This window comes from Streptomyces jeddahensis (assembly GCF_001642995.1).
Classification (GTDB): Bacteria; Actinomycetota; Actinomycetes; order Streptomycetales; family Streptomycetaceae; genus Streptomyces; species Streptomyces jeddahensis.
Genome location: NZ_LOHS01000111.1, coordinates 123,109 through 141,544, shown reverse-complemented (window position 1 = coordinate 141,544; position 18,436 = coordinate 123,109). Strand labels below are relative to the sequence as shown.

The following is an 18,436-nucleotide window of genomic DNA, read 5'->3' as shown; positions in this document are numbered from 1 at the left end:
GACTGGACCGGGGCGGGGGCCGGGGAGCCCTCCGCGAGCGGCGACGGCCGGCCGGGCCGGGTCGGGGGAAACGCGGCACTCTCGGTTGTACTCACGTCGAGCGACCGGTCCGGGTTCAGCCGTACGACGATGTGGCGGCCCCACACGTCGTCGTTCCGGTCGGCATGGTCCTCGCGCCAGTGGCAGCCACGGGTCTCCTCGCGCCGGCGGGCAGCGGCGACGAGGACGCGGGCGACGCACAGGAGGTTGGTCGTCTCCCAGGTGTCGACGCCTGGCTCGGCGGTCTTGCCGTTCTCGGCGAGGGCGTCCTTCGCGTCGGAGTGCAGCCGCTGCAGCTCATCGGCCGCGCGCGCAAGGGACTCCGCGGAGCGCAGGACCCCCGCGCCGTCGGTCATGATGCGCTGGATCGCGAACCGGGCCTCGGGCGCGAGGAGCGGGTGCGCGGGCGTCTCGGGGTGCTCCACGGGGGTCGGCACGCGCGCGTGGAGGCTGTTCTCCCGGGCCGCCGCGGCGATGTCGGCCACGATGCGCTCCGCGTAGACCAGGCCTTCCAGGAGGGAGTTCGAGGCGAGGCGGTTGGCGCCGTGGACGCCGGTGCAGGCGACCTCGCCGCACGCGTACAGGCCCGACACCGTGGTACGGCCGTGCTCGTCGGTGCGGACGCCGCCGGAGGCGTAGTGCGCGGCCGGGGCGACCGGGACCGGATCGGTGACGGGGTCGATGCCGTGGGCGCGGCATGCCGCGAGGATCGTCGGGAAGCGCTGCTCCCACATCTCGGCACCGAAGTGGCGGGCGTCCAGGTACATGTGCTCGGCGCCCCGTTCCTGCATGCGGCGCATGATGCCCTTGGCGACGATGTCCCGGGGCGCGAGCTCGGCGAGTTCGTGCTGTCCGGCCATGAAGCGCACGCCGTCCGCGTCGACGAGGTGTGCGCCCTCGCCGCGTACCGCCTCGGAGACCAGTGGCTGCTGGCCCTCCGCGTCGGCGCCGAGGAACAGCACGGTGGGGTGGAACTGGACGAATTCCAGGTCGCTGACCTCGGCTCCGGCGCGCAGCGCGAGCGCGACGCCGTCGCCCGTCGACACGGACGGGTTGGTCGTCGCCGAGAAGACCTGCCCCATGCCGCCGGTCGCGAGGACCACGGCGGGCGCGTGCACCGCGCCCACGCCGTCGTGCTGGCCCTCGCCCATGACGTGCAACGTGACACCGGCCGCGCGGCCCTCGGCGTCCGTCAGCAGGTCCAGGACCAGCGCGTTCTCGACGGTGCGCACGCCACGCGCGCGTACCGCCTCGACGAGCGCGCGGGAGATCTCGGCGCCGGTCGCGTCGCCGCCCGCGTGTGCGATACGGCGGCGGTGGTGGCCGCCCTCGCGGGTGAGCTCGATGTCGCCGGTCTCCGGGGACGTGTCGAAGTGGGCGCCGGTGTCGATGAGGCGCCGGACCGCGTCGGGGCCCTCGGTGACGAGGATGCGCACGGCCTCCTCGTCGCACAGTCCTGCGCCCGCGACGAGCGTGTCCTCGAGGTGCTGCTCGGGGGTGTCCCCGTCGCCGAGGGCGGCCGCGATGCCGCCCTGCGCCCAGCGCGTGGAGCCGTCGTCCAGCCGGGCCTTGGTGACCACGACGGTCTCCAGGCCCGCCGCCTCGCAGCGCAGTGCCGCGGTCAGTCCGGCCACGCCGGAGCCGACGACCACGACGTCGGCTGTGAGGGACCAGCCGGGGGCGGGCGCGTGCAGCCGTATGCCGGTGGCGCCCGGCGCCGGGCCGGTGCTCGTGCCGCCCGGAGGCGCTATCGCGGGTCCTGTCCCGGTGGATGAGGTTCCTGTGCCGGTCACGAGGCGGCTCCGAGGGCTCCGAAGGTGAGGGGGATGTTGTCGATCAGCCGGGTCGTGCCGACCTTCGCGGCGACCGCGAGGACCGCGTCGCCCGTGAAGTCGTCGGGGACCTCCGTGAAGTCGGAGGGGTCGACCAGGGCCAGGTAGTCCAGGTGGAGCGGCGGATCGAGGCGGGACGCCTCATCGAGGACCAGCTGGGCGGCGGCGCGGACGGCCGCCGGGCCGCCGGGTGCGGCGGTGGCGACGGCATGGGCGTCCGCGGCGGCACGGGACTCGCCGAGGGCGCTCAGCGCCTCGGCACGCGCGTGCGTGGTGGGTGCGAGGGCGGCACGCGCGCGGAGGGCCTCCTGCGCGGCATGCCGGTCCTGGCCCGCGAAGAGGGCCTGGGACAGGGCGAGCGCGGTGCGCCGCTCGGCGGGCGACAGATAGCGGTTCCGGCTGGACAGGGCGAGCCCGTCCTCCTCGCGGACGGTCGGCACGCCCACGATCTCCACGCCGAAGTTGAGATCGCGCACCATGCGGCGGATCAGGGCGAGCTGCTGGGCGTCCTTCTGCCCGTAGAGCGCCATGTCGGGTGCGGTGAGGTGGAGGAGCTTGGCGACGACGGTGAGCATGCCGTCGAAGTGGCCGGGGCGCGACGCGCCCTCCAGGCGCTCCCCCATGGGGCCCGCGGAGATACGCACCTGGGGCTCGCCGCCCGGGTAGACCTCGTCCGCGGACGGCGCGAACACCACGTCCGCGCCTGCCTGTTCGGCGACCTTCACGTCCGCGTCCAGAGTGCGCGGGTAGCGGTCGAGGTCCTCTCCCGCGCCGAACTGCAGCGGGTTCACGAAGACCGTGACCACGACCTCGCCGTCGCGGCCCGCCAGCTTCCGGGCCTCGCGGATCAGCGTCGCGTGCCCCTCGTGCAGGGCGCCCATGGTCATGACGACGGTGCGGCGGCCGGTACGCGCGCGTGCGCGCAGTTCCTCCGCGGTGTGCAGCAGCGTGGTCATCGCACCTCTCCGTCGGCGCCGTCGATGTCCGCCCCATGGGCCAGTACCCCGAGCAGGTCCTCGGCAAGTTCTGGCTTGAGCAGGCCATGGGCCAGCGCGCGGTCGGCGGTGGCCCGCGCCATGGCGAGATACCCGGCGACCGTACCCGGCGCGTGCTTGCGCAGCTCGGCGACATGGGCGGCGACCGTGCCGGCGTCCCCGCGCGCGACGGGGCCGGTGAGCGCCGCGTCGCCGGACCGCAGCGCGTTGTCCAGGGCGGCGCCGAGCAGCGGGCCGAGCATGCGGTCCGGGGCCCCGACGCCCGCGGCGCGCAGCAGCTCCATGGCCTCGGCGACCAGCGTGACCAGGTGGTTCGCACCGAGGGCGAGCGCCGCGTGGTACAGCGGGCGGTTCTCCTCCTCGATCCACTCCGGCTCCCCGCCCATCTCGATGACCAGCGCCTCGGCGGCCAGCCGCAGCTCCTCGGGCGCCGTCACGCCGAACGAGCATCCGGCCAGCCGCTGCACGTCGACGGGGGTGCCGGTGAACGTCATCGCGGGGTGCAGCGCGAGCGGCAGCGCACCGGCGCGCAGCGCGGGGTCGAGCACCTTGGTGCCATACCGCCCGGAGGTGTGCACGATCAGCTGGCCGGGCCGCACGGCCCCCGTCTCGGCGAGGCCTTCGACAAGGCCCGGCAGGGCGTCGTCGGGCACGGTCAGCAGCACCAGCTCGGCCCGCTCCAGGACCTCGGCGGGCGACACCAGCGGGACGTCGGGCAGCATCGCGGCGGCCCGGCGCCTCGATGCGTCGGAGACCCCGGAGACGGCGACCGGGCGGTGCCCGGCGAGCTGGAGGGATGCGGCCAGCGCGGGTCCGACCCGGCCTGCTCCCACGACCCCGACGGAGAGCCGCGCGGGGCGGTCCTTCGGATCGGGCGGTTGAGGTGTGTTCACTCGACGACGGCCTTCCGTTCCAGTCCGCTCGGGGTACCGGACGATTTCTCGTCATGCTAACGCGATCGGTTCGAGGGGGTTCTTCCTGTGTCACGCACCGGTCGCGCGGCCCGGTTATCCACAGGCTGTGCGCGTCCTCGTGGCCGTACGACATGATCGGTGAATGAGTGATCAGAAGGAGCAGGAGCGCAGGCGGCGCCTCGCCGCACTGCGGGGCGCCGAGCGGACGCTGGCCCGCATGGTGTTCGAGGGCAGCGTCCGGGAGCAGCTTGCTCAGCTGGCGGAGAGGGCATCCGCCGTATACGACCTCGACGAGGTCCCCGACATCTACGGGGACGGCGTCGTCGGCGAACTCGAGCGCCGCGTCGCCGGTCTGCTCGGCAAGGAGTCCGGCGCCTTCTTCCCCACCGGGACGATGGCGCAGCAGGTCGCCCTGCGCTGCTGGGCAGGGCGCACCGGCAACCCGGTCGTGGCCCTGCATCCCCTCGCGCACCCGGAGCGGCACGAGCGCGGCGCTCTGGAATCACTCAGCGGCCTGCGCACCGTCCACCCGACGAGCGAGCCCCGGCTGCCGAACGCCGACGAGGTACGGGACTTCGAGGAGCCCTTCGGGACGCTGATGCTCGAACTCCCGCTCAGGGAAGCCGGTTTCGTGCTGCCGTCGTGGGAGGAGCTCGAAGCCGTCGTCGAGGCCGCGCGGGAGCGGGACGCGGTCGTGCACTTCGACGGTGCGCGCCTCTGGGAGTGCACCACCCATTTCGGCCGCCCGCTGGAGGAGATAGCCGGGCTCGCGGACAGCGTGTACGTGTCGTTCTACAAGTCGCTCGGCGGTCTCGGGGGATCTGTGCTGGCCGGGCCCCGGACGCTGATCGACGAGGCGAAGGCCTGGCGCCACCGGTACGGCGGCCAGGTCTTCCAGCAGTTTCCGACCGCCCTGTCCGCCCTCGCCGGACTGGAGCGGGAGCTGCCGAGGCTGCCGGAGTACGTCGCGCACGCGCGCGTGGTGGCCGCGGCGCTGCGCGAGGGGTTTACGGAGGCCGGGGTTCCGTGGGTGCGCGTCCACCCGGAGGAGCCGCACACGCACCAGTTCCAGGTCTGGCTGCCGTACTCCGCTGAAGCCCTGAACGACGCGGCGGTACGGCAGGCCGAGGAGACGAAGACGGCGCTGTTCCGGGTCTTCTGGGACCCTGTCGGCGTGCCAGGCCTGTCGGTCACCGAGGTCACGGTGGCCGCAGCCGGTCTGGAGTGGACGGCGGACGACGTCCGCGCGGCCGTCGCGGACTTCGTCGAGCGGATGACCGACCAGGTCAGCAGCTAGGGCCGGGGCGCCGCAGGTGCAGTCGGCGAGCCAGCGCGGCGCGGAGCCGGCCGCGGGCCGGGCGCTCGGTGACGACGACCCGGAAACGGCGGTAGTCGCGCATCTCGCGCATGACCTGCCAGTCCTTGCTGCCGGGCGCGGGCGGGCCGGGCTCGCCCCGCTGCCGGGCACGGTAGGTGTCGAGCAGGTACTGCTGGGTCAGGCTCATGGCGGCTCGCCTCTCTCGGAGGGGGGACGGGACGGGAACGGGAAGGGGAACGGGGACGGAGAAGGGAAGGGGTACGGAACCGGAACGGTCAGGGGCCCTGTGCCCGGGCCCGGTCCGGGCCCGAAGCGGCGAAGCCCGCCGGCGCTGTGGCGAAGCCACGCCGGCGCTGCGGCGATCCCCGCCTGCGCTGCTCAACAGGGGCCGCGCGCGCCCGGTGATCCGAGGGTGCGCCTGCCCGGCGGCCTCCGTCGCCTCGATTGACGGCGGCCGTCAATCGAAGGCCGCGCTGTCAGTGGCGGGGTGCACCATGAGGCCATGAGCGTGCGCATCGACATCGCCGGCCTGCCCCCGGAGCGGATCGTCTTCGAGCCGTCTCCGCTGGCCGAGCTGGGCGCGGCCCTGCACGCCCTGGCCGAGCCGGGGCATCACCCGGGACTGCACGGGTGGGCGACGGCCACCACCGCCTCGCTCAAGCCGGACCTCGCCGACCGGCTGCACGAGGCCGACTTCCTGTGGCGCAACACGTTCTCCGACATCTTCATGCCGTTCGCGGGCGTGTCCGGCGGTCCCCGCAGACCAGGGGCGACGCTCGCCGAGGACCTGGACATCCTGGACCGGATGGACGACGAGCGGTTCGTCCTGGCGGCCCTGGAGTTCACCTGCAGCGCCTCGTACCAGGACGGCGGCCCGTCACCGCTCGTGGACGCCGGGCGCGCCGCGCGCTCGCTGGAGCTGGCCGCCACCCGCGGCCCCCGGCAGCTGGACTTCGCCGAGCGGCTGCTGAAGGACCCGCCGTCCGTGCGCGCCTGGGTGCGGCGTCTGCTGGAGGACTGCGCCGAGGCGTTCTTCGCCGACACCTGGCGGCGCGTCGGCATCCAGCTGGCCGCCGACGCCCGGCACAAGACTGAGATCCTGCGCCACAAGGGGCTCGCCGACGCGCTGAGCGCCGTGTCGCCCGCGCTGAGTCTGAGCGAGGACGCCCGCCGGATCGAGGTCGACAAGCTCGTGCTTGGCAGGACGACGGCCGTGGACCCGGCGGTCGGAGCGGGCATCACGTTCGTCCCGTCGCACTTCGGCTGGCCCCATCTGCTGGTGCTGCACGCCCCCGGCTGGCGGCCCGTCGTCCACTACCCCCTGGCCTCGCCCGAACTGCCGATCCCCGCCTCGGTCGAGACGTTGAAGCTGCGCCTAGAAGCGCTGTCCCACCCCATACGTCTGCGTCTGTGCCGCAACATAGCCCGCGCGCCGTACACGACCGGCGAGCTGGCCGTCGCGAACGGCCTCAGCGCGCCGGAGGTCTCCCGCCACCTGGCGGTGCTGAAGAAGGCGGGCCTCCTGACCACCCGGCGCCGTGGCCGCTATGTCCTGTACCAGCTGGACGTGACCGTGGTGGCCCGACTCGGCAGTGAGTTCCTGGAGGGCATCCTGCGCTGACCCGTCGCCGTAGAACCGAGCCCCGCAGGACCTGGGCCGAGCAGGGGACCGACTGAGTCAGGACCCGCCGCCGGCCCGCACAAGCCCCGTCTCGTACGCGAGGACCACCACCTGCACCCGGTCGCGCAGCCCGAGCTTGGTGAGGATGCGGCCGACGTGTGTCTTCACCGTCGCCTCCGACAGGACCAGCCGCGCCGCGATCTCGCCGTTCGACATGCCCTGCGCGACCAGCACCATCACCTCGCGCTCGCGGTCCGTCAGCCGCTCCAGCTCCTTGTGCCGCGGCTCCTTGCCGGCCGTCGGCAGCATCGGGGCGAAACGGTCGAGCAGCCGCCGCGTCGTGGACGGCGCGACGACGGCGTCGCCGCTGTGCACGGCACGTATCGCGGCCAGCAGCTCGCCGGGCGGCACGTCCTTGAGCATGAATCCGGAAGCGCCCGCCTTCAGCGCCGAGAAGGCGTACTCGTCGAGATCGAAGGTGGTCAGGATCAGCACCTTCGGCGCGCCATCGCGCTGCCCGTCCGCACAGACACGGCGGGTGGTCTCCACGCCGTCCAGCTTCGGCATGCGCACGTCCATCAGCACCACGTCGACCGCGGTCGACCGCAGCACCTGAAGAGCCTCTACGCCGTCGCCCGCCTCCGCGACGACCTCCATGTCCGGCTGGGCGGCGAGCACCATGCGGAAACCGGTGCGCAGCAGCGCCTGGTCGTCGACGAGCATCACGCGGATCGGCGGCATGGGGTGAGTCCCTTCGTGGAGCTCAAAGGAGGGTGGATCTCAAAGAGACGGAAGAGCAGGACCTGCAAACAGACAAACGTGTCAACCGTGCCAGTTGGCGGGCTTGAGCGGCAGCAGGGCGCTGATCCGGAAGCCTCCCCCGGGCCGCGGCCCTGCGTCCAGTGTGCCGCCGACCATGCCGATGCGTTCGCGCATGCCGATCAGGCCGTGTCCCTTGCCGTCGGCGCCTCCCTCCTCGAACAGCTCGTGCGGGGCGCCCTTGCCGTCGTCCTCGACGAGCAGCCCCAGGCCGTCGTCGAAGTAGACGAGCCGCACGCTCGCACCGGCGTTCGGGCCGCCGTGCTTGCGGGTGTTGGTGAGCGCCTCCTGCACGATGCGGTACGCGGTGAGCTCCACGCCGCTGGGGAGCGGGCGCGGGGTTCCCTCGACCTTGAAGTCCACGGGCAGGCCGGCGGTGCGTACCTGCTCCACGAGGTCCTCGATCTGCTCGACGTCGGGCTGCGGCACGTACTCGCCGCTCTCCTCGTGCTCCCCGGTGCGCAGCACCCCGAGCAGCCGCCGCATCTCCGCGAGCGCCTGGCGGCCGGTGCCGGAGATCGTCTCCAGGGCCTTCCTGGCCTGGTCGGGAGCGGTGTCCATGACGTACGCGGCGCCGTCGGCCTGTACCACCATGACGGACACGTTGTGCGCGACGACGTCGTGCAGCTCCCGGGCGATACGGGCCCGCTCGGCGGCGACCGCGACCTTGGCCTGCGCCTCGCGCTCCTTTTCCAGTCGGGCGGCGCGCTCCTCGAGCTGGGCGAGATAGGCACGGCGGGTGCGGAGGGAGTCGCCGAGCACCCAGGCCAGCACGAAGGGCACGGTCTGGAAGACCGTGACGAGCACGTGCCCGGCGCCGCTGACGCTCTCCTCCGGCCAGCGGAGCTGGGACAGGGGCGCCGCGAACAGGCCCCCGACCAGCGCGAAGCGGGACGCCCAGCGCTCGCCGTCCGACGCCACGGTGTAGATGGCCACCAGCATCGCGAAGTCGGCCGGCATCACCTCCACGTCCAGGACCAGCTGGGCCATGCCCGCAGCGGCGGCGACCAGCAGCATCTTCTCGGGCATGCGGCGTCGCAGGGCGACGGCGAGGCACAGGGCCAGCGCGATCGGGGCGTACGCGACGGGCGGGTTCTTCTCCAGCGGAGATTCCAGGGCGCGCACGTAGGTCACGCCGGCGAGCCCGAGGAGGACGACGGCCCAGAAGCCGTCGACCCATGTCGGGTGCCTGCGGAAGAAGTCGTAGACGCGCTGCACGTCACCCAGAGTAGGGAAGCGTGCAGTGTGCAGGGGTCAACCGGAGGTTCGATCCCCACACCCGGCTTGTACTCCCCAAGGTGGAGGTGCCTGTGGCTCCTGCGCATAGCCTGACGCCGTGACGCATGAGCAGGACGAGGACGGACGCGGCTGGCGGGAGGCCGCCGCGGAGGCGCTGTACGGGCCTGCCGGTTTCTACCGCGGGCCGGAGGGCCCCGCGGGCCATTTCCGCACGTCAGTGCATGCGTCGCCGCTGTTCGCCGAGGCGGTGGGGCGCCTGCTGTGCCGGGTCGACGAGGCGCTCGGGCGACCCGCGGAACTGGCCTTCGTCGACATGGGCGCGGGCCGCGGTGAGCTCGTGGCAGGGGTCCTCGCGGCGCTGCCCGCCGCCGTGGCCGCCCGCACGCGCGCGTACGCGGTCGAGCTGGCCGTGCCCAGACCGGCCGGGCTCGACCACCGGATCGAGTGGCTGGCCGAACCGCCCCAGGACGTGACGGGGCTGCTGTTTGCCAACGAGTGGCTCGACAACGTTCCGCTCGACGTCGCCGAGACGGACCCCGACGGAGTGCCGCGGCTGGTCCTCGTACGGGCGGACGGCACCGAGACGCTCGGGGCTCCGGTCGGCGGCCGCGACGCGGAGTGGCTCGCGCGGTGGTGGCCGCCGGCGCCGGAACCCGGCCTGCGCGCGGAGATCGGCCATCCCCGGGACGACGCGTGGGCCGCCGCCGTCGGCACACTCGCCCGCGGGCTCGCCGTCGCCGTCGACTACGCCCACGTCAGGGCCGCGCGGCCGCCCTTCGGAACGCTGACCGGTTTTCGCGAGGGCCGCGAGACGGCGCCGGTGCCGGACGGCTCCTGCGACATCACGGCGCATGTCGCCCTGGATGCGTGCCTGGACGCGTGCGCGTTGCCGGGGGCCCGAATCGTCACCCAGCGGGCGGCCTTGCGGGCGCTGGGCGTGACGGGCGCGAGGCCGACCCTGTCCCTGGCCTCGTCGAACCCGGCGGCGTACGTGCGGGCCCTCGCGGAGGCGGGGGCGGCCGCCGAGCTCACCGCGTCCGGCGGCCTCGGCGACTTCGGCTGGCTCCTGCAGCCGGTGGGCGTGCCGGCGGACCTGCTCGACGCACCGGACACCGGCAGCTGAGCCGGCCCGTCCGGCCTATGTGTCACTAATTGTCGCTACATGCTGTGTCGCTCATTGCGCTATTTGTCGATGTCGCCGACGACGAAGAACATCGACCCCAGGATCGCCACCATGTCCGCGACCAGCGTGCCCGGCAGCAGCTCGGTGAGCGCCTGGATGTTGTTGTACGAGGCGGAACGGAGCTTCAGCCGGTACGGGGTCTTCTCGCCCTTGCTGACCAGGTAGTAGCCGTTGATCCCGAGGGGGTTCTCGGTCCAGGCGTACGTGTGTCCCTCCGGTGCCTTCAGGACCTTCGGGAGGCGCTGGTTGATCGGACCGGGGGGCAGCTCGGCCATGCGGTCGAGGCAGGCGTCGGCGAGGTCGAGCGAGTTGTGCGTCTGTTCCAGCAGGCACTCGAAGCGGGCCAGGCAGTCGCCCTCCTGGCGGGTGACGACCTCGAGGGTGTCCTGGAGCTCGCCGTACGCGAGGTAGGGCTCGTCCCGGCGCAGGTCGAAGTCGACACCGGAGGCACGGGCGAGGGGCCCGCTCACGCCGTACGCGTGGACGATCTCCGGCGTGAGGGCGCCGACGCCGCGCGTGCGGCCGCGGAAGATCTCGTTGCCGAGGACCAGCCGGTCGTACACGTCCATGCGGGAGCGGACGTCCGCGACGGCGTGCCGGGCGCGGCCGAGCCAGCCGGCGGGCAGGTCCTCCTTGAGGCCGCCGACCCGGTTGAACATGTAGTGCATCCGGCCGCCGGAGATCTCCTCCATCACGGCCTGGAGCTCCTCGCGCTCCCGGAACGCATAGAAGACCGGGGTGATACCGCCCAGTTCGAGGGGGTACGACCCGAGGAACATCAGGTGGTTCAGGACCCGGTTCAGCTCGGCGAGCAGCGTGCGCATCCACACCGCGCGCTCCGGGACCTCCATGCCGAGCATGCGCTCGACGGCGAGCACGACGCCCAGCTCGTTCGAGAACGCGGAGAGCCAGTCGTGGCGGTTGGCCAGCACGACGATCTGCCGGTAGTCGCGCGCCTCGAACAGCTTCTCGGCACCGCGGTGCATATAGCCGATGACCGGCTCCGCGTGCTGGATCCGCTCGCCGTCCAGGACGAGCCGCAGGCGCAGCACACCGTGCGTGGACGGGTGCTGAGGCCCGATGTTGAGCACCATGTCGGTGCTCTCGGCGGCGCCGCCGATGCCGATCGTGGTCTCCGTCGTAGGAGTCATGGGGACAGTCTCTCGTACGTACGCTTGCTGCATGGAGACGGGGAGTGGGGCAGAAGTCGGGGGCACGGATGACGGCGTGCAGGCCGTGGGGGCGGTGGAGGCGGGGGCGGAGCCCGAGTGGACCGGGCTGCCGCCGGGGCTGCTGCGGATGCGCCGGCTGCTGCTGGTGGTGTGGCTGGTGCCGCTGACGGTGGCGGCCGGGTTGCTGCCGGGACTGCTCGCGGGCCCCGGCTGGGCGGCCTTCGCGCTGGTGCCGTTCGCGCTGCTGGTGTGGGGCTGGTCGATGCTGGGACGCAACTGGCGCTCGTGGCGGTACGCGGAGCGGGCTGACGACCTGCTGATCAGCCGGGGTGTGCTGTGGCGGGAGGAAACGATCGTGCCGTACGGCAGGATGCAGCTGGTCGAGGTCACATCGGGCCCGGTCGAGCGCCGCTTCGGCCTCGCCAGCGTCCAACTGCACACGGCCGCCGCGGCCTCCGACGCCCGCATCCCCGGCCTGCTCCCACCGGAGGCGGAACGCCTGCGCGACCGCCTCACGGAACTGGGCGAAGCACGATCGGCAGGCCTGTGAACGGCGGGGGCACGGGCCAAGGCCCTGGCGCGGGCGCCGGGGAAAGTGGAGGCGCCGGCGAGGTCGCGGTCGGAGGCGAGGTCGCGGACGTCGACGAGGCCGCGGGCGCACCCCTGAGTGCGGTCGTGGTCGAGCGGCGGCTGCACCCCGTCACACCCCTGCGGCGCGCCTGGGCGCCGATCGCCGTCGTCGCCGGGTGGGCGGTGCACGACCCGGACCAGGCGCAGCGGCGGCTGACCGAGCTGACCACGTTCACGCTGCTGCTCGGCCTGGCCGTACTGATCCCGGTCGCCGCCCTCTACGGCTTTCTGACCTGGTGGTACACCCACTTCGCCGTCACCGGCACGGAACTGCGCATCCGTACCGGTCTGCTGTTCCGCCGTACCGCCCACATCCGCCTCGACCGGATCCAGGCCGTGGACGTCACGCAGCCCCTGCTGGCCCGCCTCGTAGGCGTCGCGAAACTCAGACTCGACGTCATAGGGACCGACAAGAAGGACGAACTCGCGTATCTGGGCGAGAAGGAGGCCCGTGCCCTCCGGGCCGAACTCCTCGCCCGCGCCGCCGGGTTCGCGCCCGAGACCGCACACCAGGTCGGCGAGGCCCCGGCACAGCGCCTGGTGCACGTGCCGCCGCGGATGCTCGCGGTGTCGCTGCTGCTCACCGGCGCGCCCTGGGCGATGCTGGCGGCCGCTCTCGTCGTACCGCCGCTGCTCTGGATGGCCACCCACAACCTGTGGACGGTGCTGGCCACGGCGCTGCCGCTGCTGGGCGCGGCCGGGACCAACAGCGTGGGCCGGTTCATCGGCGAGTACGACTGGACGGTCGCCGAATCCCCCGACGGGCTCCGCATCGACCACGGGCTGCTCGACCGTACGCACGAGACGGTGCCGCCGGGACGGGTGCAGACCGTCCGCATCGTCGAGCCGCTGCTGTGGCGGCGGCGCGGCTGGGTGCGCGTCGAGCTGGATGTGGCGGGTTCGTCCAACTCCGTACTGGTTCCGGTGGCCCCGCGGGAGGTCGCCGAGACGGTGATCACGCGGATCCTGCCGGGCGTGACGGTTCCGGACGCGCTGTCCCGGCCGCCGATCCGGGCGCGCTGGTGCGCCCCGTTCTGGTGGCGCGGTCACGGTCTCGCGGTCACGGGCGCGGTGTTCGCCTCGCGCTGCGGGCTGCTCCGCCGCAGTCTGTCGCTGGTGCCGCACGCGAAGGTGCAGAGCGTGCGGCTCGCTCAGGGGCCCTGGCAGCGTGCCAGGTCGCTGGCCGACGTCCACGTGGACACCGGCGCCAACAAGACGGTCACCGCCCGCCTCCGCGACGCCGCCGAGGCGGCGGACCTCCTCCACGCCCAGGCTGACCGATCGCGGACGGGCCGCCGAGAGGCCCGCCCGGACCGGTGGATGGCCTGAGGGCCGCCGTCCCTACGGGCTACGGGGTCAAGTTGCCGTCCCTACGGCTACGGGGCCAGGCTCCGCCCCGGCCGCCATCGGCCGTCAGGCCTGCAGGGCCGACCTCAGGTCGCCCACGTCGATCTGTTCGGTCTCGTCGTGCTCCGTCAGGTCGATGACCTGGCCGACGGCCCGTCCGTTGTCCGCGGCCGGCTTGAACTCGGCCTCGGCCTCCGCCTTGTGGAGCGCGAGGACCTCCTCGCCCACGACGTCCGCCAGATCCTGGTTCTGCACCGCTTCGAGGGCAGCCGGAGTCGTGCTCTTGCCGGTACCGAAGAAGTCGAAGCTTCCCTCGACCTCTCGGCGTCGCACCGGCGCGGGCGGTACGACCGCCGCTGCCGTCGGCACGAGGTAGTGGCCCCTGGGCGTGGCGGCCGCGCGCGCGTGCTCGACGGCCGCCAAGGCCTTCCCCTGTGACTCGCCCTCCCCTGGGGCGTCGCTCTCGCCCGTGGTGGAGCTCTCCTTCGCGGCGCTCTCCCTCGCCGCGGCACTCTTCCCCGCGGCGGCGGGCTCCGTCACTGCCGCGTGCTCCGTCACTGTTGCGTGCTGGGCCGGGGCCGTGTGCTCGGCCGGGGCCGCCTTCGCCGACCCGCCGCCCCGGGCAAGGCGGTCCAGCGCCGAGTTGGCGCGCAGGAAGAGGTCCGGGCTCGGCGCCACAGGTCCGGAAGCCGCGGCCACGCTCTCGGCGGACTCAGGCCCGGCGCCTGCAGGGGGCTCGTCGGACGCGCGCTCGCTGGACGCCGACTCCGCGGAAGCGGGGGCGGGAGCCGCAGGAGCGGCAGCCGTACGAGCAGGGGCCGGAGAAGCGGCAGCCGTACGAGCGGGGACCGCGGAGACGGGCTCCATGCCGGTTCCCCTGGGCCCGTCCGCCGGCGGCAACGCCCGTGCCGGGGCCGCCGCCTCTATGGCGAGCAGCCGCCGTCCCTCCAGCGCCGAGGCCCGCTCGGTCTCCGCATTCGCGTATCGCCGCAGCAGCGCCGCATGCTCCGTGCGCAGCGCAGCCAGTTCGGCGCGCTTCGCCCGCAGTTTCTGCTCCAGCTTGAGGCGCAGCTCGCGCGACTCGTCGAGGTCGGACTCGAGCTCGGCCGTCCGCTCCTCGTAACGCCACTCGTCGCTCTTGCGCGCCCGCGTCAGCTCCGCGACACGTTTGCCCGCCAGCCGGTCCCAGCGGCGCATGACGACCGAACCCACGACGGCAACGGCCGCGGCGGCCCCGGCCAGCCCGCGGAGCACCACGGGCTCCGTGAACAGCCAGGCGCCCGCGGCGCAGACGAGGGAGGCGCCTGCGATGGTCGAGGGTGGCAACAGCCTGTGCAGGGGTGGTGAATGGCGGTGACGTCCACGTGGCATGGCCAGAAACTTACCGCGCGTAGGCGAATGATGGTGCCCCGGCGGGCAAAAACCTGGTAGGCCGATGGCGACCGTTGTGCGCCCCCTTCTCGATCAGCTCGTGATCAGCTCTTGATCGGCCGCTTGGACTCCGGATATCGCCGTCGTGAGTGTTTCGGTCAACTCCCCTAGTACGCCGACTATCTCGGTGCCACGGCATCCACCCGCGTTCCCTCGCATCCACCCCGTCCACCCCCGTCCACGCGCATCCCGCCGCACGCATCCCGCCGCCTCGGCCACTGTCACGTGCACGGGGCGAGGCCCATACGGAGGCGCACACGAGGCGCATACGAGACGTGAGGGCCGCCTCTCGCATTCCCCCGGCAGCGATCTTGACCTTCAGGCCCGACTTCCCGGACCGAAAGCATCCCGGGTTGTGCTTCTTCGCGAATTCGCCGGTCGTCGCGAACGTGTTCCGGTCTACCGCGCCGCCGCCCGGAAGCACCTGCACTCCGTTTCCCTTCCGCATGAGGAATTCCGTGAGTTTCGCGGCCTATTCGCGAACGACATCGACGACGCCCTTCCCCACCTCACCCCGCGCTGAGCCGACCGCTGAGCCACACGAGCGCGGGCGGGATCTCGCGCCGCCAGGTGCTGACGTTGTGGCCGCCTGTCCCGAGGGTGATCGACGAGATCCGCGTCGGCGGCCGCGACCTCGCCCTGTCGATGAACCTCATGGTGGCCGGGTAGTTGGCCTCTCCGTGTCGGCTGGTGGTGACCAGCAGGGACGTGCGGGGTGCCGGCATGTGGTCCAGGTACCACATCAGGTCGGCGCGCTTCCTCAGCTCCTCGTCGCCATGGAAGAGATCACCCGTGGTGAAGTCGACCGGCGCCCTGTAGTGCGCGGACAGGCCCGCCCCCGCGGCATACGCGTCGGGATGATGCAGGGCGATCTTCAGCGCGCAGTAGCCGCCCGTGGACGCGCCGATGATGCCCCAGCCGCCGGGTCTCCGGCCGACCCGGTAATGGCCCGAGACGGCGTTCGGGAGGTCCTCGGCGAAGAACGTCTCGGTCGCCGGACCGCCGGGCACGTCCACGCACTCGGTGTCCCGCGGCGGCGCCACCGTCGGCCGCAGCATCACCAGGATCATCGGCTGCATCCGCCCGTTCCGGGCCTGCTCGTATGCCGTCTGCGGATAGCGCAGGTTCCTGATGAGCGACTCGGCGGTGCCCGGGTAGCCGGTGAGGACGACGGCGGCGGGAAAGGTGCGGCTCCGGTAACGCGGCTGGAAGTACTCAGGTGGCAGATAGACGTACGCGCGCGTGGCGATGTGCGACTCGCCGCCCACGATGCCGATCTTCTGGATCTGGCCGCCGACGGAGGGCCGGGAGCCGCCGGGCACGTTCCCCTGCTGTGTGCCGAGCTGCTGTGTGCCGAGCACACGGATCGAGCCGCTCGCACCGCTCGCGGTGTGGTCGACGACCACGCCCTGACCCTGCTCCCTGCCCAGGAGATCGGCCCAGGACGCGTAGAACCCGCCCGCCCGGTTGGCCGCGAGCCCCACGGAGACGAAGATCGCGAGCTGTGTGGCGAGCAGCAGTGCGACACGGCCGGTGACGGCCCGCCAGGTACGTCCCGCCAGCCACGGCCACAAGCAGACGGTGCCGGCGAACAGCACCACCGCCAGCAGTGCCGACAGCGCCATCACGGTGCCGCTCGTAAGTCCCATGGGGTGCGTCCTACGTCCCGGTGGAGTGCGCCTTCCATACCTTTGCCGTTGCTTTTCCGCCTGTTGCCCTTCCGTGGGTGAACCTGTCCCTTCGGTGCACCGTCATAGAGGGCGCGCCCTCGCGGGGCACCGGTTCCACTCCGGGTCTCACGGCCTGGACGCGTCCGGATTCAGGGCGTTGGCAGAGCTACGGGATACGATGCCCGCTCAGGATAGATAGGAAATATCGGGCATGACTCCTGACGGTGCCGTGCACGGCGGCACGATTCGCGGCAACTCGGCTCCCGCAGCCTCGGGCGGCCTCCGGCACATCGAACCCGGGCACACCGGACCCGGGCGCATCGGACCCCGGCGCATACTGCGCGGCCCCCGCCCCGAAGCCGTTCCCGCCATCGTCGCCCGGGCCTGTACGTTCGTGGGACTCGTGGACGTCGCGGCCGGCGTCTTCCCGCGCTTCCGGCACAGCCGCATGCACGCCATCGCGGAGGTGCTGCCGGGCGCGCTCGGCCCGTTCGCCGCCGCCCTCTCGCTCAGCGCGGGCATCCTGCTGCTGCTCCTCGCCCACGGGCTGCGGCGTCACAAGCGGCGCGCCTGGCGGGCCGCCGTGGGGCTGCTGCCGGCCGGCGCCGTGGCGCAGTTCCTCTACCGCCACTCCATCGTGGGCGTCCTGATCTCGCTCGTGCTGCTGGCGCTGCTGCTGCGCCACCGGGACGAGTTCGCCGCGCTGCCCGACCCACGCAGCCGCTGGCTCGCACTCGCCAACTTCGTCCTCATGGGCGCCGGTTCACTCAGCCTCGGCCTGGTCATCGTCAGCGCCCACCCGGGCGAGACGGTCGGCGACCCGAGCCTCGCGGCCCGTCTCGAGCACGTCCTGTACGGCCTCTTCGGCTTCGAGGGCCCCGTCGACTACACCGGCAGTACGTCATGGACCGTCGGGTACTCGCTCGGCGCCCTCGGCCTGCTCACCGCCATCACCACCATCTACCTGGCGTTCCGTCCCGAACACCCGGTCGCGCGGCTCACCGCGGACGACGAGGCGCAGCTGCGCGAGCTGCTCGCCCGGCACGGCGGCCGCGACTCGCTCGGCCACTTCGCGCTCCGCCGCGACAAGGGCGTCGTCTTCTCGCCCAGCGGCAAGGCCGCCGTCTGCTACCGCGTCGTGTCCGGCGTCATGCTCGCCAGCGGCGACCCGATCGGCGACGTCGAGGCCTGGCCGGGCGCGATCGAACGCTTCATGGACGAGGCCAAGATCCACTCGTGGACACCCGCCGTCATGGGCTGCTCCGAGACCGGCGGCGAGGTGTGGGCCCGCGAGACCGGCCTGGACGCGCTCGAACTCGGCGACGAGGCGGTGGTGGACGTCGCGGATTTCTCCCTCTCCGGACGCGCCATGCGCAACGTGCGCCAGATGGTCAGGCGCATCGAGCGGGCCGGTTACGAGACCCGCGTACGACGCGTCCGTGACCTCGGCGAACAGGAGCTGGACCGGATCCGGAGAGCCGTCGACGACTGGCGCGGCACCGACACCGAACGCGGGTTCTCCATGGCCCTCGGGCGCATCGGCGACCTGGCCGACGGCGACTGCCTGATCGCGACGGCGCACAAGCCCGACGACGTGCCGGGGCCGTACGGCGACCTGAAGGCCGTACTCCACTTCGTCCCCTGGGGTACGGACGGCGTCTCGCTCGACCTCATGCGCCGCGACCGCGCCGCCGACCCCGGCATGAACGAACTGCTCATCGTGGCGGCGCTGCAGGCCGCCCCGAAGTTCGGCATCGCGCGCGTGTCCCTGAACTTCGCGATGTTCCGCTCGGCCCTCTCGCGCGGCGAGAAGCTCGGCGCGGGCCCGGTGCTGCGCGCCTGGCGCGGCCTGCTGGTGTTCCTCTCGCGCTGGTTCCAGATCGAGTCGCTGTACAAGTTCAACGAGAAGTTCCAGCCACGCTGGGAGCCGAGGTTCGTGGTGTTCCGCAACACCCGGGACCTCCCGCGCATCGGCTTCGCCGCGCTGCAGGCGGAGGGCTTCGTGACACCGAGGCTGCCGCGCCTGGCACGGATCGGCGCACAGACGCGGCGGCAGTGCGCGCACGGGGCGGAAGTGGAGGGAAGCCGGAAGGTAGGGACGGCACATTAGATGTGCCGCAGGCCGCGAAGCGGCCGGATACGTCCTGCCGGAGGCGGGGAAATGGGGCGCGCGGGCGCAGGTCGCGGAGCGGCCGAACGCCCCCGCCGGAGGCGGAAAGCCGCGCC

General features: G+C 72.7%; 15 protein-coding genes. 6 read left to right on the top strand and 9 right to left on the bottom strand.

Translation table 11 applies throughout. The features are described from left to right. From STSP_RS26335 to STSP_RS26325, 3 genes are all read right to left on the bottom strand, one after another. The coding region (locus tag STSP_RS26335) for an L-aspartate oxidase (protein ID WP_067283032.1) at positions 1-1,790 on the bottom strand (1,790 nt) is incomplete at its 3' end. A 38-nt stretch (positions 1,791-1,828) separates the two neighbouring features. After that, positions 1,829-2,827: a pantoate--beta-alanine ligase gene (gene panC, locus STSP_RS26330; RefSeq protein ID WP_067282988.1), complete on the bottom strand. Its 999-nt coding sequence runs from the start codon at positions 2,825-2,827 to the stop codon at positions 1,829-1,831. Beyond that, a complete protein-coding gene (locus tag STSP_RS26325) occupies positions 2,824-3,759 on the bottom strand; it encodes a Rossmann-like and DUF2520 domain-containing protein (RefSeq protein WP_067282985.1) in 936 nt (311 codons plus the stop codon). Before STSP_RS26325 ends, panC begins: the two co-directional genes overlap by 4 nt. Before the next feature lie 163 nt (positions 3,760-3,922). On the opposite strand from STSP_RS26325, the gene STSP_RS26320 reads away from it, so the two are divergent. Further along, positions 3,923-5,077: a threonine aldolase family protein gene (locus STSP_RS26320; protein WP_067282982.1), complete on the top strand. Its 1,155-nt coding sequence runs from the start codon at positions 3,923-3,925 to the stop codon at positions 5,075-5,077. Here the strand turns inward: STSP_RS26320 and STSP_RS26315 are convergent. Further along, positions 5,067-5,285 (bottom strand): hypothetical protein, encoded by a 219-nt coding sequence (locus tag STSP_RS26315; RefSeq protein ID WP_067282979.1) that lies wholly within the window; start codon positions 5,283-5,285, stop codon positions 5,067-5,069. The two genes, STSP_RS26320 and STSP_RS26315, sit on opposite strands and share 11 nt — an antisense overlap. Positions 5,286-5,606: 321 nt before the next feature. Between STSP_RS26315 and STSP_RS26310 the strand changes: the two genes are divergently transcribed. Continuing rightward, positions 5,607-6,719, top strand: a complete 1,113-nt coding sequence (locus tag STSP_RS26310) for a DUF5937 family protein (RefSeq protein WP_067283029.1) — start codon at positions 5,607-5,609, stop codon at positions 6,717-6,719. Positions 6,720-6,776: 57 nt separating this feature from the next. Here STSP_RS26310 and STSP_RS26305 read toward each other — a convergent pair whose 3' ends face one another. Both STSP_RS26305 and STSP_RS26300 read right to left on the bottom strand, forming a co-directional pair. After that, complete coding sequence (locus tag STSP_RS26305; protein WP_067282976.1) at positions 6,777-7,460, bottom strand: response regulator; 684 nt, start codon at positions 7,458-7,460, stop codon at positions 6,777-6,779. Between the two features lie 81 nt (positions 7,461-7,541). After that, on the bottom strand, positions 7,542-8,756 hold the full coding sequence (locus STSP_RS26300; protein WP_067282973.1) for a sensor histidine kinase: 1,215 nt from the start codon (positions 8,754-8,756) through the stop codon (positions 7,542-7,544). Between the two features lie 118 nt (positions 8,757-8,874). Here STSP_RS26300 and STSP_RS26295 point away from each other — a divergent pair, with 118 nt between their 5' ends. Next, positions 8,875-9,900 carry an SAM-dependent methyltransferase gene (locus STSP_RS26295; RefSeq protein ID WP_067282970.1) on the top strand — a complete coding sequence of 342 codons (1,026 nt, stop codon included), beginning with the start codon at positions 8,875-8,877 and terminating at the stop codon, positions 9,898-9,900. A gap of 59 nt (positions 9,901-9,959) precedes the next feature. On the opposite strand, the gene STSP_RS26290 is transcribed toward STSP_RS26295, so the two are convergent. Further along, positions 9,960-11,111, bottom strand: a complete 1,152-nt coding sequence (locus STSP_RS26290; protein WP_067282967.1) for an NADH-quinone oxidoreductase subunit D — start codon at positions 11,109-11,111, stop codon at positions 9,960-9,962. Between the two features lie 31 nt (positions 11,112-11,142). On the opposite strand from STSP_RS26290, the gene STSP_RS26285 reads away from it, so the two are divergent. Continuing rightward, on the top strand, positions 11,143-11,682 hold the full coding sequence (locus STSP_RS26285; protein WP_067282964.1) for a PH domain-containing protein: 540 nt from the start codon (positions 11,143-11,145) through the stop codon (positions 11,680-11,682). 113 nt (positions 11,683-11,795) lie between these two features. Then, positions 11,796-13,091 carry a PH domain-containing protein gene (locus tag STSP_RS26280; protein ID WP_067283027.1) on the top strand — a complete coding sequence of 432 codons (1,296 nt, stop codon included), beginning with the start codon at positions 11,796-11,798 and terminating at the stop codon, positions 13,089-13,091. A gap of 84 nt (positions 13,092-13,175) precedes the next feature. Here the strand turns inward: STSP_RS26280 and STSP_RS26275 are convergent, their stop codons facing one another. Further along, positions 13,176-14,480 carry a hypothetical protein gene (locus STSP_RS26275; protein WP_067282961.1) on the bottom strand — a complete coding sequence of 435 codons (1,305 nt, stop codon included), beginning with the start codon at positions 14,478-14,480 and terminating at the stop codon, positions 13,176-13,178. A 569-nt stretch (positions 14,481-15,049) separates the two neighbouring features. After that, positions 15,050-16,189, bottom strand: coding sequence for an alpha/beta hydrolase (locus STSP_RS26270; RefSeq protein WP_067282958.1), 1,140 nt, complete (start codon positions 16,187-16,189; stop codon positions 15,050-15,052). Positions 16,190-16,421: 232 nt separating this feature from the next. Here STSP_RS26270 and STSP_RS26265 point away from each other — a divergent pair, with 232 nt between their 5' ends. Then, positions 16,422-18,320, top strand: a complete 1,899-nt coding sequence (locus STSP_RS26265; RefSeq protein WP_078067521.1) for a phosphatidylglycerol lysyltransferase domain-containing protein — start codon at positions 16,422-16,424, stop codon at positions 18,318-18,320. Positions 18,321-18,436 lie beyond the last annotated feature (116 nt).

What these genes read in the sequence shown, in the direction of transcription:
- STSP_RS26320 (WP_067282982.1), top strand. Translation starts at nt 3,923, where the DNA reads ATGAGTGATCAGAAGGAGCAGGAGCGCAGGCGGCGCCTCGCCGCACTG.
- STSP_RS26285 (WP_067282964.1), top strand. Translation starts at nt 11,143, where the DNA reads ATGGAGACGGGGAGTGGGGCAGAAGTCGGGGGCACGGATGACGGCGTG.
- STSP_RS26275 (WP_067282961.1), bottom strand. Translation starts at nt 14,480, where the DNA reads ATGCCACGTGGACGTCACCGCCATTCACCACCCCTGCACAGGCTGTTG.
- panC (WP_067282988.1), bottom strand. Translation starts at nt 2,827, where the DNA reads ATGACCACGCTGCTGCACACCGCGGAGGAACTGCGCGCACGCGCGCGT.
- STSP_RS26270 (WP_067282958.1), bottom strand. Translation starts at nt 16,189, where the DNA reads ATGGGACTTACGAGCGGCACCGTGATGGCGCTGTCGGCACTGCTGGCG.
- STSP_RS26315 (WP_067282979.1), bottom strand. Translation starts at nt 5,285, where the DNA reads ATGAGCCTGACCCAGCAGTACCTGCTCGACACCTACCGTGCCCGGCAG.
- STSP_RS26265 (WP_078067521.1), top strand. Translation starts at nt 16,422, where the DNA reads ATGACTCCTGACGGTGCCGTGCACGGCGGCACGATTCGCGGCAACTCG.
- STSP_RS26305 (WP_067282976.1), bottom strand. Translation starts at nt 7,460, where the DNA reads ATGCCGCCGATCCGCGTGATGCTCGTCGACGACCAGGCGCTGCTGCGC.
- STSP_RS26290 (WP_067282967.1), bottom strand. Translation starts at nt 11,111, where the DNA reads ATGACTCCTACGACGGAGACCACGATCGGCATCGGCGGCGCCGCCGAG.